Raw genomic sequence first — 14,968 nt, forward strand, 5'->3', positions numbered from 1 at the left:
GTTGTATTTGTGCATATATCGTGCGGTTGTAAGATTCCAACGGTTGAAAGACGTTATGTATAATCAAGTCAAATGTTGTATACATAAGACCGCTTCTTTAGCGGAGTGCGTGGTTTTTGATTGGACGAAGTCTTTATGATGCTTTAGAATGTAACAACGCACAATCTGAATAGATTTTTGGAGGGAAACACACATGTCAGTAAAATGGGAAAAACAAGAAGGTAACGAAGGTGTCTTAACAGTAGAAGTTGACGCTGAAACATTTAACAAAGCACTTGATGATGCATTTAAGAAAGTAGTTAAGCAAGTATCAATCCCTGGATTCCGTAAAGGGAAAGTACCACGTGGTCTTTTCGAGCAGCGTTTTGGAGTAGAATCTCTTTATCAAGATGCACTAGATATTCTTCTTCCAGTTGAATATCCGAAAGCAATCGACGAAGCTGGTATCGAGCCGGTTGACCGCCCTGAAATCGATGTTGAGAAAATCGAAAAAGGCGAAAGCTTAATCTTCACTGCAAAAGTAACAGTGAAGCCAGAAGTAAAACTTGGTGACTACAAAGGTCTTAACGTAGAAAAAGACGACACATCTGTATCTGATGAAGATGTCCAAGAAGAGTTAAAAGCTATGCAAAACCGTCAAGCTGAGCTTGTTGTCAAAGAAGAAGGCGCAATCGAAAACGGCGATACAGTTGTTCTAGATTTCGAAGGATTCGTTGATGGAGAAGCATTCGAAGGCGGAAAAGCTGAGAACTACTCTCTTGAAGTAGGTTCTGGTTCATTCATCCCTGGTTTCGAAGAGCAATTGGTTGGTCTTGAAGCAGGTGCAGAAAAAGACGTTGAAGTGACATTCCCAGAAGAATATCATGCTGAAGACCTTGCAGGTAAACCAGCTGTATTCAAAGTGAAAATTCATGAAATCAAAGCAAAAGAACTTCCAGCACTTGACGATGAGTTCGCTAAAGATGTTGATGAAGAAGTAGAAACGATTGCTGAATTAACTGAAAAAACGAAGAAACGTCTTGAAGAAGCAAAAGAAAACGAAGCAGAAGGCAAACTTCGTGAAGAACTAGTAGCAAAAGCTTCTGAAAATGCGGAAGTTGACGTTCCTCAAGCGATGGTTGACACTGAGCTAGACCGCATGATGAAAGAATTCGAACAACGTCTTCAAATGCAAGGGATGAACCTTGAGCTTTACTTCCAGTTCTCTGGACAAGATGAAGATGCGCTAAAAGAGCAAATGAAAGAAGATGCTGCTAAACGCGTAAAATCTAATCTTACTCTTGAAGCAATTGCTGCTGCAGAAGACCTACAAGTGTCTGATGAAGAAGTGGAAGAAGAACTTTCAAAAATGGCTGAAGCATACAACATGCCAGTTGAAAATATCAAACAAGCGATCGGTTCTACTGAAGCAATGAAAGAAGATTTAAAAGTTCGTAAAGCAATTGATTTTCTTGTAGAAAACCGTTAATATGGTGCATAATAATAAAACAGGGCGCGAGTGACTCGTGCCTTGTTTTGTACAATTTTTGACTTATCATCGCTTCTTTTGGAAACGATAGTGTAAGTCGCATCTTTCTGTCATACATATCTCAATGTGCAGTGTTACAAACACATCATTACCGTCTTTTAGGAAAGTATGGTAAAATGCATACATACTGGACCCAGAAGGGTAGCTGACTGTTAGCTACAGGCAAGTGAAGAAGAATAAGGGGTGAAAGAATGTTTAAATTCAACGAGGAAAAAGGTCAATTAAAATGCTCGTTTTGCGGAAAAACGCAAGATCAAGTGCGTAAACTGGTCGCAGGACCTGGCGTATATATATGTGATGAATGTATCGAGCTTTGCACGGAAATAGTTGAAGAAGAGCTCGGTACTGAGGAAGAAGTTGAATTCAAGGATGTTCCGAAACCTCATGAAATCCGGGAAATTCTTGATGAATATGTCATCGGACAAGAGAATGCGAAGAAATCCTTAGCTGTAGCGGTTTATAACCATTACAAGCGGATTAATTCCAACAGTAAGATTGATGATGTTGAGCTTTCGAAAAGTAACATTTCTATGATTGGACCTACAGGAAGCGGTAAAACATTACTTGCTCAAACGCTTGCACGTATTTTAAATGTTCCATTTGCGATTGCAGATGCGACGTCTTTAACAGAAGCAGGTTACGTTGGGGAAGACGTAGAGAATATTTTACTAAAGCTGATCCAAGCAGCAGATTATGATGTAGAAAAAGCTGAAAAAGGCATTATCTACATCGATGAGATCGATAAAGTAGCAAGAAAATCAGAAAACCCTTCTATCACTCGTGATGTATCTGGGGAAGGTGTACAGCAAGCCCTTTTGAAAATTCTTGAAGGAACAGTCGCTAGTGTACCGCCTCAAGGTGGACGTAAGCATCCTCATCAAGAATTCATTCAAATTGATACAACAAATATCCTCTTCATTTGTGGTGGAGCCTTTGACGGCATTGAGCAAATCATCAAACGCCGCCTAGGTCAAAAAGTCATTGGATTCGGTGCGGAAAATAAAATTGAAGATCTTGAAAAAGAAGTCCTTCTATCAAAAGTTCTGCCAGAAGACTTACTTCGCTTCGGTTTAATCCCAGAATTCATCGGTCGTCTTCCGGTTATTGCAAGCCTAGAGCCGTTAGATGAAAAAGCACTTGTAGAAATCTTGACGAAGCCTAAAAATGCGCTCGTTAAGCAATATACAAAAATGCTTGAGCTTGATGATGTTGAGCTTGAGTTTGAAGAAGATGCTCTTAGCGAAATTGCGAAAAAAGCAATTGAGCGTAAAACAGGAGCTCGTGGTCTTCGCTCCATCATTGAAGGCATCATGCTTGATGTGATGTTTGATCTTCCATCTCGTGATGATATTGAGAAATGTGTCATTACTGGTGAAACGGTTGCTGATGGTGAGCCGCCTCGTCTTGTCTTAAAAGACGGTACAGTCGTGAATAAAGATACAAAAACATCGGCATAAGCCCGTTTGATGACTCCTGAATCGTTTGATTCAGGAGTTTTTTATTTATCGTGGAAGTTGTGTTTATTCCGTCCAGCTCTAGGAAATACTAGCAGACAGAAACCAATACATAACGATAGATGAAGGAGGGAGCACCGATTGAGCTGGACAGGAATCGTATTATTCATACAACTGTTCTTTGGTATCGTCATCGGGTTGTACTTTTGGAACTTACTGAAAAATCAGCGCACACAAAAGGTGACGATCGATAAAGAATCAAAAAAAGAAATGGAAGCACTCAGAAAGATGCGATCCATTAAACTGAGTGAACCTTTATCAGAGAGAGTCCGGCCAAAGGGGTTTCAAGATATTGTAGGGCAGGAAGATGGTATACGTGCACTTAAAGCTGCCCTGTGTGGACCGAATCCGCAACATGTCATCGTCTACGGGCCGCCTGGTGTTGGAAAAACAGCTGCTGCTCGTCTAGTGATGGAAGAGGCGAAGCGTCACGCTGATTCACCATTTAAAAAAGATGCAGTATTTGTTGAGCTTGATGCCACAACGGCAAGATTTGATGAACGAGGCATCGCAGACCCCTTGATTGGTTCCGTACATGATCCCATTTATCAAGGAGCAGGGGCCATGGGACAGGCAGGCATTCCGCAGCCGAAACAAGGAGCCGTCACACATGCTCATGGCGGCGTTCTCTTTATCGATGAAATTGGAGAACTGCATCCGATTCAAATGAACAAAATGCTCAAAGTGCTAGAAGATCGAAAAGTGTTTTTAGACAGTGCTTATTACAGTGAAGAAAATACGCAAATCCCGAATCACATCCATGATATTTTTCAAAATGGGTTACCCGCTGATTTTCGACTGATTGGCGCCACGACAAGAACACCAGACGAAATTCCGCCGGCTATTCGATCAAGATGTTTGGAGATTTTCTTCAAGGATTTGGATCAGCATGAGCTGAAAATTGTTGCAGCTAAAGCAGTCGAGAAAATACAGAAGGAATTAAGTGACGAAGGACTGAACCTGTTAACATCTTATGTGAAAAATGGACGTGAAGCGGTCAACATGGTACAGATCGCCGCAGGTATGGCTGTCACTGAAAACCGAAAAGATATTACGATCGCCGATGTAGAATGGGTCATTCATTCAAGCCAGCTGACACCAAGATATGAACAAAAAGTACCGGAAAAGCCAAAGGTAGGAGTAGTAAATGGTCTTGCCGTGTATGGACCGAACAGCGGGGCTCTGCTTGAAATTGAAGTGAACATTTGTAAAGCGCTTGAAAAAGGCAGTATCAATATTACAGGTATTGCGGAAGAAGAAAGCATCGGCAATCAGTCTAAATCGATCAGACGGAAAAGTATGGCGAAGGGCTCAGTTGAAAATGTCTTAACCGTGCTTCGAAACTTAGGCATACGAACAAATGAATATGATATCCACATTAATTTTCCGGCTGGTGCCCCGATTGATGGGCCGTCTGCTGGAATTGCGATGGCCACAGCCATTTTCTCAGCCATTCATCAAATCCCGATTGATCATTTAACGGCGATGACCGGTGAGATTGGATTACAAGGTCAGGTGAAGCCGATTGGCGGTGTCATACCAAAAATCAAGGCAGCCAAACAAGCGGGTGTCAAAACAGTGATCATCCCTTATGACAACCAGCAGTCGATCTTAAAAGAGATTGAAGGGGTGACGATTGTGCCTGTGAAGCATTTCCAAGAAGTGCTGGATCAGTGTTTGGTCAATCCGCCAGATGAGAAGAAAGATGGACTAGAAGAAGAAATGAAAAGGAAATCTGTTTAATCCCCATCTCATATGGGGATTTTTTAGTGAAATAGATCTTTTTTTCTTTTTCAAGATAAAAAGAAAGGGTATACTACGGTAAGATCATCATTTCTCAAGTCTTTTACATTGTACAAGACTGAAACAGGTATATTATAATGATTCATACTAGTGACGGAGGTGTCTATCAACATGGCAGATGAAATCAAAAAGAATGTTCCGCTCCTTCCACTGCGAGGCTTGCTTGTTTATCCAACAATGGTCTTGCATTTGGACGTTGGGCGCGAAAAGTCTGTTCAAGCATTAGAACAGGCCATGATGAACGATCATATGATTTTTCTAGCAACACAGCGGGAAATTTCAATAGATGAACCAGGTGAAGAGGAAATTTTCAAAGTCGGCACCTACACAAAAATTAAACAAATGCTGAAGCTGCCAAATGGAACGATCCGTGTGCTCGTCGAAGGCTTAAATCGAGCGCAGATCGAATCCTACATGGAGCTAGAAGACTATACGTCAGTCGATATTAAAGAGTTGACAGAAGAAGAATTAAAGGACGCAGAAGCAGAAGCACTCATGCGCACTTTGTTAGATCACTTTGATCAGTACATAAAAATTTCAAAAAAAATCTCAGCTGAAACATATGCAACGGTGACGGATATTGAAGAACCTGGAAGAATGGCGGATATCGTCGCTTCCCACCTTCCTTTGAAATTAAAAGACAAGCAAGAAGTGCTGGAAACAGTCGATGTCAAAAAACGGTTGAATCGGGTCATCAGTCTCATTCACAATGAAAAAGAAGTGCTAGAGATTGAAAAGAAAATTGGCCAGCGTGTCAAACGTTCAATGGAGCGAACGCAAAAAGAATATTATTTGCGCGAACAAATGAAAGCTATTCAAAAAGAGCTTGGAGACAAAGAGGGGAAAACAGGCGAAGTCAGTACGCTTATGGCTAAAATTGAAGAGTCCGGCATGCCAGATTCCGTTCGTGAAACGGCTTTAAAAGAACTGAACCGTTATGAAAAAATCCCTTCAAGCTCTGCTGAGAGTTCTGTCATTCGCAATTATATTGATTGGCTGATCAATCTGCCGTGGGGCACTTATACAGAAGATCGTCTAGATTTAAAGCTTGCAAGCGAAATTTTAGATGACGAGCACCACGGGCTTGAAAAAGTAAAAGAGCGGGTACTCGAATATCTTGCTGTTCAAAAACTAACAAATTCATTAAAGGGACCGATTCTTTGCTTGGCAGGACCTCCTGGGGTAGGGAAGACGTCACTTGCTAAATCCATTGCCAAATCACTCGATCGAAAGTTTATCCGTATCTCTCTTGGCGGTGTACGTGATGAATCTGAGATCCGTGGTCATCGAAGAACCTATGTAGGTGCAATGCCTGGCCGTATCATTCGCGGGATGAGCAAGGCGGGCACAATGAATCCGGTCTTTCTTTTAGATGAAATTGATAAAATGTCTTCTGACTTTAGGGGAGATCCGTCTTCTGCGATGCTTGAAGTGTTAGATCCAGAGCAAAATCATAACTTTAGCGATCATTATATTGAAGAGACATTTGATTTGTCTCAAGTCTTATTTATCGCAACTGCAAACAATTTAGCAACCATTCCAGGTCCACTTCGTGATAGAATGGAGATTATCACGATTGCAGGGTATACGGAAGTTGAAAAAGCAGAAATTGTGAAAGATCACCTTCTGCCGAAGCAGCTAAAGGAGCACGGATTAAAGAAAGGGAACTTGCAGCTTCGTGAAGCAGCGATTTACGATATGATTCGCTATTACACGAGAGAAGCAGGAGTCCGCGGGTTAGAGCGTCAGCTTGCGGCGATTTGCCGAAAAGCGGCAAGAGCAATTGTGGCTGAAGACCGCAAACGCATCACAGTGACGGAAAAGAACTTATCTGAATTCCTCGGAAAAAGACTTTACCGTTATGGTCAGGCGGAAACGACAGATCAGGTCGGCGTTGTCACAGGCCTTGCATATACCACAGTTGGCGGAGACACCTTGTCCATCGAGGTCTCACTCTCGCCTGGTAAAGGCAAGCTTTTGCTAACAGGTAAGCTCGGTGATGTCATGAGAGAATCTGCGCAGGCGGCATTCAGTTATATTCGTTCAAAAGCAGATGAACTGAACATTGATCCTCAATTTAATGAAAAGCACGATATTCATATCCATGTTCCAGAGGGTGCGGTTCCAAAGGACGGGCCATCAGCTGGTATTACCATTGCGACGGCTCTTGTATCAGCACTCACAGGACGTCCTGTTTCAAAAGAGGTTGGTATGACAGGAGAAATTACGTTAAGAGGAAGAGTGCTTCCGATTGGCGGATTAAAAGAAAAAGCATTAGGCGCACATCGTGCAGGACTGAAAACGATTATTCTTCCAAAGGACAATGAGAAGGATATTGATGATATTCCTGAAAGTGTGAGAGAAGGATTAACTTTTATTCCGGTTTCACATTTAGATGAGGTGCTTGAGAAAGCGTTAGTAGGAGAGGGAAGATGAAAGTAACAAAATCAGATATCGTCATTAGTGCGGTGAAACCAGAGCAGTACCCGAGCGGGGGGCTGCCTGAGATCGCACTTGCTGGACGATCAAATGTTGGAAAGTCCTCGTTCATTAACTCATTGATTAATCGGAAAAATTTAGCGCGTACGTCTTCTAAACCAGGAAAGACCCAGACGCTTAATTTTTACATTATTAATGATATGCTCCATTTTGTGGACGTCCCAGGTTATGGCTTTGCAAAAGTATCAAAAACAGAGCGCGAAGCATGGGGGAGAATGATCGAAACGTATATTACAATGCGTGAAGAGTTAAAAGCAGTCGTCCAAATTGTGGATCTGCGTCATAAGCCATCCGCAGATGATGTGAACATGTATGAATTCCTTAAATATTATGGAGTTCCTGTGATCATTATTGCGACAAAGGCCGATAAAATTCCGAAAGGTAAATGGGAAAAGCATGCGAAAGTCGTCAAACAGACACTCGACATCGACCCATCAGATGAATTAATCCTTTTCTCTTCTGAAACAAAAAAGGGAAAAGATGAAGCATGGAATGCGATCCTTGCGAAGATTAACAGCTAAAAAAAGGCATCTGCTATATGCAGATGCCTTTTTATTGTATAAGTTATTTCCTTTTTAAAAATAATAAGAGGAGACTGACGGCAATCAATACATATGGCCAGTACAATTCAAAACCGGAAGTAGGGATCGAAAGTGTGCTAAGTTGCTTCGTAATTTGTTGAAAGAAATAAAGGAATAGACCGAGTGCAATGAGAACAACACTTTCTATTCGATATTCCTTTTTCTGTGATGATTTCATCAAAAGTGCGAGGCCGATGATGAACACAATCATCGTAAATGTATCTGGCCAGTGTTCTAATTTCGGCTGAAGGATAAAGTGTAGCGCAAGGCCTGTCATGAGCATACCGATAAACACATGAGAGGTTTCCTGCTCCTTCTTTCCTTGATATAAGAAAGCAAGGCCAAAAAGCAGTACAAGTGTATACCATTTCTCCTGATCTTTCCAAATGTCAAATTGATCTCCTGAGAGAATGGCATATAGTGCTACAGCCAGCAAAGTGAGCGGCAGCAAAATAGATTTCTTCTTCAAAGATGTCACCTTCTTATAAGCAGATCATTTGTCCGCACGCGCCAAATCTGGTAAATTGCTTGAAGTGATGATATGGCATTCGATGTCGAACATTTTTCTACTATATCACAACATTTTTGAAATCTGTTCACAATTTTTATCCAGTTAAAAATGAATATATGTTATAATCATTATAAATAATAAATTCTATATTGTAATTATTATAAATTAGACAGGGCGTTGGGGGTGCAAGCTGAAGTTATGCATATTCTTGTTGTGGGTTTAGATTATAAAACAGCCCCTGTTGAGATACGGGAACAGCTGAGCTTTGAACCGAGCGAGCTCGGAACAGCGATGTCCAAGCTTAAAGAAGAAAAAAGCATTCTAGAGAATATCGTCATCTCAACATGTAATCGAACAGAGATCTACGCAGTTGTAGATCAGCTTCATACTGGTCGGTTTTATATAAAAAGATTTTTAGCAGATTGGTTCGGTTTAGAAAAAGAAGATGTCTCTCCATATTTGAAGTTTTATGAAAATGATGGAGCGGTTGAGCATTTATTCCGAGTTGCCTGTGGACTTGATTCTATGGTCATTGGTGAAACACAAATACTCGGTCAAGTGCGCTCAAGCTTTAAAGTCGCTCAAGAGGAGAAGACCATTGGTACCGTTTTCAATTATTTGTTTAAGCAGGCGGTAACAGTTGCGAAACGCTCTCATGCGGAAACAGATATTGCGTCTAATGCTGTATCTGTCAGCTATGCGGCAGTGGAACTTGCCAAAAAAATCTTTGGACGTCTTTCTGATAAACATGTCCTTATTCTTGGTGCGGGTAAAATGGGCGAGCTGGCGGCTCAAAACCTTCAAGGTCAAGGAATTGGCCAGGTAACAGTCATCAATCGAACGTTCGAAAAGGCCAAAGAACTGGCCGGCCGTTTTTCAGGAGAGCCTAAGAGCTTGAATCAATTAGAAAAAACTTTATCTGAAGCGGATATTTTAATTAGCTCTACTGGGGCTAAACAATTTGTGATCACAAAAGAAATGGTCGAAAAAGCGAACAAACAGAGAAAAGGCAGACCTCTATTCATGGTGGATATTGCAGTACCACGTGATTTAGATCCAGCTATTTCTGAAGTAGAAGGTGCTTTTTTGTATGACATTGATGATCTTGAGGGTATTGTGGCAGCCAACCTGAAAGAGCGACGTGCAGTAGCTGAAGAGGTGGAGCTTCTCATCGAAGCTGAAATTGTGGAATTTAAGCAATGGCTTAATACGCTCGGAGTGGTTCCTGTGATTTCTGCTTTAAGAGAAAAAGCACTCTCGATTCAAGCGGATACGATGCAAAGCATCGAACGAAAGCTTCCAAACCTCACAAATCGTGAAATGAAGCTGTTAAATAAACATACGAAAAGCATCATCAATCAAATGCTGAAAGATCCTATCTTAAAGGCCAAAGAAATTGCCGGGGAGCCGAATGCAGAGGAAAAACTTTTACTCTTTAAAGAAATCTTTGATTTACAGGTTGAAGATGAAGAGCAAAAGGCAGAGCCGATGCAGGTGGAGCAAGGGGCATTTCAGCTGTTTAAAACAAATATGGCACAAGGCCTTGCTACAGTTGCCAGTGAGTGATTAGGCGATGATGGAATCCATTGTAGCGAGACTAGGTGAAGCGACGATCTTGATCTATGCACTCAGTGTCTTGTTCTATTTCATAGATTTTCTTCAACACAACCGGAAGGCTGGAAAAATGGCTTTCTGGTTGCTTTCTATTGTCTGGCTGCTGCAAACAGTCTACATGTTTTATATTATGATGGAAACAGACCGATTCCCTGTGTTGAATGTAGCAGAGGGGTTATATTTTTATACGTGGGTGCTTGTGACATTGTCACTTGTTTTGACAAAAGTATTACGTGTTGAATTTATTGTGTTTTTTACAAATGTGATTGGTTTTTCCATGATGGCGATTCACACCTTTACACCATCCGATCTTCATTCTGCCGAACTGACGGGAAAGCTGACGAGTGAGCTGCTCGTCATTCATATTACGATGGCCATTTTATCATACGGCGCTTTTTCACTTTCATTTGCTTTTTCACTCCTCTATCTATTTCAATATCGTTTGCTGAAAAAGAAAAAGTGGGGAAAATGGCTTTTGAGAATTGAAGACTTATCAAAGCTTGATCACATGGCGTATGTCTTAAATATTATTGGCGTGCCGATGCTCTTGCTTAGTTTAATTCTTGGCATTATATGGGCATATATCTCGTATGATACGTTGTACTGGACAGATGCAAAGGTGCTCGGTTCGTTTATTATGCTGTTTTTATACGGCTTTTACTTATACATTAGACTGGTGAGAAATATGCAGGGCAAAATCGTGGCGCGATGGAATGTCGCTTCATTTCTTGTGCTGATGATCAATTATTTTCTGCTTGGTAGCTTATCAACCTTTCATTGGTTTCAATAATGATGAGTCTTAAGGGCATTGTCGGGAGGAAGACGTAATGCGTACAATTAAAGTAGGTTCTAGACGAAGCAAACTTGCGATTACACAAACAAAATGGGTCATTCAAAAGTTGTCTGAACTAAACCCTTCTTATTCTTTTGAAATTAAAGAGATTGTGACAAAGGGTGATCAAATTTTAGATGTGACCTTATCAAAGGTTGGCGGAAAAGGTCTGTTTGTTAAAGAGATTGAACAAGCAATGCTGAACCATGATATCGATATGGCAGTACACAGCATGAAAGATATGCCGGCCTCTCTTCCGGAAGGTTTAGTCATCGGCTGTATTCCTGAGCGTGAAGATGTGCGGGATGCGTTGATTTCAAAGGATCATCTCCGTCTTCATGAACTACCAAAGGGAGCGGTTGTGGGAACGAGCAGCTTACGGCGCAGTGCCCAGCTTCTTCAGAAGAGACCAGATCTTGAGATTAAATGGATCCGTGGAAACATTGATACGAGACTCGAAAAACTGAAAAATGAAGAGTATGATGCGATTATTCTAGCGGCTGCCGGATTGTCTAGAATGGGCTGGAGTCAAGAAGTCGTGTCGGAATTTTTATCTCCTGATACTTGCCTTCCTGCTGTGGGGCAGGGCGCATTGTCGATAGAATGTCGGGGAGATGACGAAGAGCTCTTGCAGCTGTTAGCTCAATTCACAAATGAGTATACAAAGAAAACGGTCCTTGCTGAAAGAGCCTTCCTTAAGCAAATGGATGGAAGCTGTCAAGTGCCGATCGCTGGTTACGCAACGATGAATGAGCGTGATGAAATTGAATTGACAGGTCTTGTGGCATCTGCGGACGGCCATACGATTATTCGAGAAACCGTAACAGGTACTGACCCTGAGGCAATCGGAACAGCATGTGCGAAGCAAATGGCGGATAAGGGAGCAAAAGATTTGATCGACAAGGTGAAAAAGGATCTGTCTTCCCAATGACGATAGCCAAATCGCTTTACGGACAGACGGTGCTTGTCACTCGAAATGAACGTCAAGCGGGTGCGTTTCAGCAGAAAATTGAAGCGCTGAACGGCCATGCTGTTTTAACCTCTCTTATCAGGTTTGAACCAACGCTGACAAAAGAAAAAGCGAAGGCATTTTTAGAAGACTTAGAAGCAAGCCATTGGCTTGTGTTTACGAGTGTAAATGGTGCGTCTTTTTTTCTCAGTTATATAGAGAGGCATCAATTACATCAAAGCTTATCCCACTTGAAAGTGGCGGCCGTAGGTGAAAAAACATCTGCCTATCTGATGCAGCACGGCTTAAAAGTGGATGTGGTTCCAGAACGTTTTATAGCAGAAGAACTGGCAGATGCTTTAATTGAACATGTACACCCAGAAGAATGTGTCTTTGTAGCAAAAGGTCACCTGTCACGAGATGTGGTGAAGAATACCCTCGTTCCGCTTGGCATTGACGTAAAAGAGTGGATTATATATGAAACAGTGAAGGATGAGGACGGAATTATCGCACTCAAGTCGGCAATGATGGAGCAATCATTTGATTTTATTACATTTACAAGCTCCTCCACTGTTCATTCTTTTATGCACGCTATGGAGGCTGATATCGATAGATTAGCTGCATCAGACACATGTTTTGTGAGCATCGGTCCTCTTACACAAGAGGCACTGCTTCAATACGGGATTTCTTCTGAAACCCCAGATACTTATACGATAGACGGGATGCTTGATTTGATGTGCCGTTTATCTGAAAGGAAGTTGAACCAATGATGAAATTTAACAGACACCGCAGATTACGTACAAGCGCAGGAATGAGAGAATTGGTGAGAGAAACATTTTTAAGACCCTCTGATTTCATTTATCCCATCTTTTTTGTAGAGGGAGAGAATGTCCGGAAAGAAGTCCCTTCAATGCCGGGTGTCTATCACATTTCAGTTGATCTTGTGAAAGAAGAAGTCCAAGAGCTTGTTGACCTTGGGATTAAATCTATCATTGTTTTTGGGGTACCAGACCATAAAGACCATGTAGGCAGTGAAGCTTATCACGATCATGGGATTGTTCAAAGAGCAACGCTTGAAATCAAAAAGCATTTCCCAGAGCTTGTGGTCATTGCTGATACTTGCTTATGCCAATATACAGATCACGGACATTGCGGAATCGTTGAAGATGGAGAAATTTTAAATGATGAATCTCTTCAGCTCTTAGCGAAAACCGCTGTCAGTCAGGCTCGTGCAGGTGCAGATATCATTGCTCCATCAAATATGATGGATGGCTTTGTTATCGCAATTCGTGAGGCGCTCGATGAGGCCGGCTTTGTTCATGTGCCTGTGATGTCATATGCTGTGAAATATGCAAGTGCTTTTTACGGTCCGTTTCGTGATGCGGCGCATAGCACACCGCAGTTTGGAGATCGTAAAACGTATCAAATGGACCCTGCAAACCGCTTAGAAGCACTGAGAGAAGCGCAGTCTGATGTAGAAGAAGGCGCTGACTTCCTGATCGTGAAGCCGTCACTTTCATACTTAGATATCATGCGTGATGTGAAAAATGAATTTACACTTCCTGTTGTTGCGTACAATGTGAGCGGAGAGTATGCAATGGTGAAAGCAGCAGCTCAAAATGGCTGGATTTCTGAAAAAGAGCTTGTTCTTGAAATGCTGACTAGCATGAAACGTGCAGGCGCAGAATTAATCATTACGTATCATGCAAAAGATGCAGCAAAATGGCTCTCAGAATAAAGAACGGATAGACAGGAGGACATTGAAATGGGACGTAGCTATGAAAAGTCAAAGCAAGCATTTAAAGAAGCGCAGCAGTTAATGCCGGGTGGTGTGAACAGCCCTGTGCGCGCATTTAAATCAGTCAATACAGACCCGATTTTTATGGAACGAGGCAAAGGCGCAAAAATATACGATATTGACGGAAATGAATATATTGATTACGTCTTATCATGGGGACCGCTTATTTTAGGGCATACAAATGACCGTGTGGTTGAAAGTATTCAACGAGTAGCTGAACATGGTACAAGCTTCGGTGCTTCTACTTTAGTTGAAAATGAATTAGCTAAGCTTGTATCAGAACGAGTTCCTTCTATTGAGGTCATTCGTATGGTCAGCTCTGGAACAGAGGCGACGATGAGTGCGCTTCGTCTAGCACGTGGTTTTACAGGCAGAAACAAAATTGTGAAATTTGAAGGCTGTTATCATGGCCACGGTGATTCTTTGCTTATTAAAGCTGGTTCGGGTGTGGCAACGCTTGGACTTCCGGATAGCCCTGGTGTCCCTGAAGGTACAGCAAGCAATACGATCACCGTTCCATACAATGATTTAGAAAGCATCAAAGTCGCTTTTGAAGAATTTGGAGACGACATTGCAGGTGTCATTGTAGAACCAGTTGCAGGAAATATGGGGGTTGTCCCTCCGCAAGAAGGTTTCTTGCAAGGATTGAGAGACATCACCGAGCAATATGGCTCTTTACTCATTTTTGATGAGGTCATGACAGGCTTCCGTGTGGATTATCATTGTGCCCAAGGCTATTTTGGCATTACGCCTGATCTGACATGTCTTGGTAAAGTCATCGGAGGCGGCCTGCCAGTTGGTGCTTATGGCGGTAGAGCGGACATTATGAGACAAATTGCGCCAAGCGGCCCGATATATCAAGCAGGAACGTTATCCGGTAACCCGCTTGCGATGACAGCAGGTCTTGAAACATTAAAACAGCTGACACCTGAGTCTTATGAAGAGTTTAGACGCAAAGGAGATCGTTTGGAAGAAGGCATTTCAAAAGCGGCGAAAGCACATGGGATTCCACTAACATTTAACCGTGCAGGTTCCATGATTGGATTCTTCTTTACAAACGAACAAGTCGTCAATTACGATACAGCGAAAACAGCTGACCTCGCTTTATTCGCTGAATTCTACAAGGAAATGGCTGATCACGGCATCTTCCTTCCACCTTCACAATTCGAAGGGCTGTTCCTATCAACTGCTCATACGGATGAAGACATCGAGTATACGATTGAGACAGTTGAAAAGGTATTTCAAAAATTAGCTCAGTAACCAAAAGCCGATATGGAGACATATCGGCTTAGATCGTTGACAAAGGGTTAAAATGAACTTTATTTTAGCCCTTTGTCTT

General features: G+C 41.9%; 12 protein-coding genes. 11 read left to right on the forward strand and 1 reads right to left on the reverse strand.

Features of this window, described 5'->3' with window-relative positions:
- The first annotated feature begins 193 nt into the window (after window positions 1-193).
- From tig to yihA, 5 genes are all read left to right on the forward strand, one after another.
- The gene (tig, locus tag N521_RS10680; protein WP_017358146.1) at window positions 194-1,468 is read left to right on the forward strand and encodes a trigger factor; all 1,275 of its coding nucleotides are present in this window, start codon (window positions 194-196) and stop codon (window positions 1,466-1,468) included.
- 251 nt (window positions 1,469-1,719) lie between these two features.
- Window positions 1,720-2,985 carry an ATP-dependent protease ATP-binding subunit ClpX gene (gene clpX / locus N521_RS10685; protein ID WP_017358145.1) on the forward strand — a complete coding sequence of 422 codons (1,266 nt, stop codon included), beginning with the start codon at window positions 1,720-1,722 and terminating at the stop codon, window positions 2,983-2,985.
- A gap of 138 nt (window positions 2,986-3,123) precedes the next feature.
- The gene (gene lonB, locus N521_RS10690; RefSeq protein ID WP_007501566.1) at window positions 3,124-4,785 is read left to right on the forward strand and encodes an ATP-dependent protease LonB; all 1,662 of its coding nucleotides are present in this window, start codon (window positions 3,124-3,126) and stop codon (window positions 4,783-4,785) included.
- A gap of 171 nt (window positions 4,786-4,956) precedes the next feature.
- Window positions 4,957-7,281 (forward strand): endopeptidase La, encoded by a 2,325-nt coding sequence (lon, locus tag N521_RS10695; RefSeq protein ID WP_007501564.1) that lies wholly within the window; start codon window positions 4,957-4,959, stop codon window positions 7,279-7,281.
- Window positions 7,278-7,865, forward strand: coding sequence for a ribosome biogenesis GTP-binding protein YihA/YsxC (gene yihA / locus N521_RS10700; protein WP_007501562.1), 588 nt, complete (start codon window positions 7,278-7,280; stop codon window positions 7,863-7,865). The genes lon and yihA overlap by 4 nt, the downstream gene beginning before the upstream one ends.
- 43 nt (window positions 7,866-7,908) lie before the next feature.
- Here the strand turns inward: yihA and N521_RS10705 are convergent, their stop codons facing one another.
- On the reverse strand, window positions 7,909-8,394 hold the full coding sequence (locus N521_RS10705; RefSeq protein ID WP_017358144.1) for a hypothetical protein: 486 nt from the start codon (window positions 8,392-8,394) through the stop codon (window positions 7,909-7,911).
- A gap of 240 nt (window positions 8,395-8,634) precedes the next feature.
- On the opposite strand from N521_RS10705, the gene hemA reads away from it, so the two are divergent.
- The 6 genes from hemA to hemL are packed head-to-tail and all read left to right on the forward strand — an operon-like array spanning window position 8,635 to window position 14,889.
- A complete protein-coding gene (gene hemA, locus N521_RS10710; RefSeq protein ID WP_024718410.1) occupies window positions 8,635-10,002 on the forward strand; it encodes a glutamyl-tRNA reductase in 1,368 nt (455 codons plus the stop codon).
- A 7-nt stretch (window positions 10,003-10,009) separates the two neighbouring features.
- The gene (locus N521_RS10715; RefSeq protein WP_008342830.1) at window positions 10,010-10,840 is read left to right on the forward strand and encodes a cytochrome c biogenesis protein; all 831 of its coding nucleotides are present in this window, start codon (window positions 10,010-10,012) and stop codon (window positions 10,838-10,840) included.
- 37 nt (window positions 10,841-10,877) lie between these two features.
- Window positions 10,878-11,813, forward strand: coding sequence for a hydroxymethylbilane synthase (gene hemC, locus N521_RS10720; protein WP_025207728.1), 936 nt, complete (start codon window positions 10,878-10,880; stop codon window positions 11,811-11,813).
- Window positions 11,810-12,601 carry a uroporphyrinogen-III synthase gene (locus N521_RS10725; RefSeq protein ID WP_035391222.1) on the forward strand — a complete coding sequence of 264 codons (792 nt, stop codon included), beginning with the start codon at window positions 11,810-11,812 and terminating at the stop codon, window positions 12,599-12,601. The genes hemC and N521_RS10725 overlap by 4 nt, the downstream gene beginning before the upstream one ends.
- Window positions 12,598-13,569: a porphobilinogen synthase gene (hemB, locus tag N521_RS10730; RefSeq protein WP_007501555.1), complete on the forward strand. Its 972-nt coding sequence runs from the start codon at window positions 12,598-12,600 to the stop codon at window positions 13,567-13,569. The genes N521_RS10725 and hemB overlap by 4 nt, the downstream gene beginning before the upstream one ends.
- A 27-nt stretch (window positions 13,570-13,596) precedes the next feature.
- Window positions 13,597-14,889, forward strand: a complete 1,293-nt coding sequence (gene hemL / locus N521_RS10735; RefSeq protein ID WP_008342821.1) for a glutamate-1-semialdehyde 2,1-aminomutase — start codon at window positions 13,597-13,599, stop codon at window positions 14,887-14,889.
- The last annotated feature ends 79 nt before the right edge of the window (window positions 14,890-14,968 follow it).

It is taken from the genome of Bacillus sp. UNC125MFCrub1.1 (assembly GCF_000701305.1).
Lineage (GTDB): Bacteria > Bacillota > Bacilli > Bacillales > Bacillaceae > Bacillus > Bacillus altitudinis.

Coding starts and splice junctions, on each gene's coding strand:
- tig (WP_017358146.1), top strand. CDS start 194: ATGTCAGTAAAATGGGAAAAACAAGAAGGTAACGAAGGTGTCTTAACA.
- clpX (WP_017358145.1), top strand. CDS start 1,720: ATGTTTAAATTCAACGAGGAAAAAGGTCAATTAAAATGCTCGTTTTGC.
- lon (WP_007501564.1), top strand. CDS start 4,957: ATGGCAGATGAAATCAAAAAGAATGTTCCGCTCCTTCCACTGCGAGGC.
- yihA (WP_007501562.1), top strand. CDS start 7,278: ATGAAAGTAACAAAATCAGATATCGTCATTAGTGCGGTGAAACCAGAG.
- hemA (WP_024718410.1), top strand. CDS start 8,635: ATGCATATTCTTGTTGTGGGTTTAGATTATAAAACAGCCCCTGTTGAG.
- N521_RS10715 (WP_008342830.1), top strand. CDS start 10,010: ATGATGGAATCCATTGTAGCGAGACTAGGTGAAGCGACGATCTTGATC.
- hemC (WP_025207728.1), top strand. CDS start 10,878: ATGCGTACAATTAAAGTAGGTTCTAGACGAAGCAAACTTGCGATTACA.
- N521_RS10725 (WP_035391222.1), top strand. CDS start 11,810: ATGACGATAGCCAAATCGCTTTACGGACAGACGGTGCTTGTCACTCGA.
- hemB (WP_007501555.1), top strand. CDS start 12,598: ATGATGAAATTTAACAGACACCGCAGATTACGTACAAGCGCAGGAATG.
- hemL (WP_008342821.1), top strand. CDS start 13,597: ATGGGACGTAGCTATGAAAAGTCAAAGCAAGCATTTAAAGAAGCGCAG.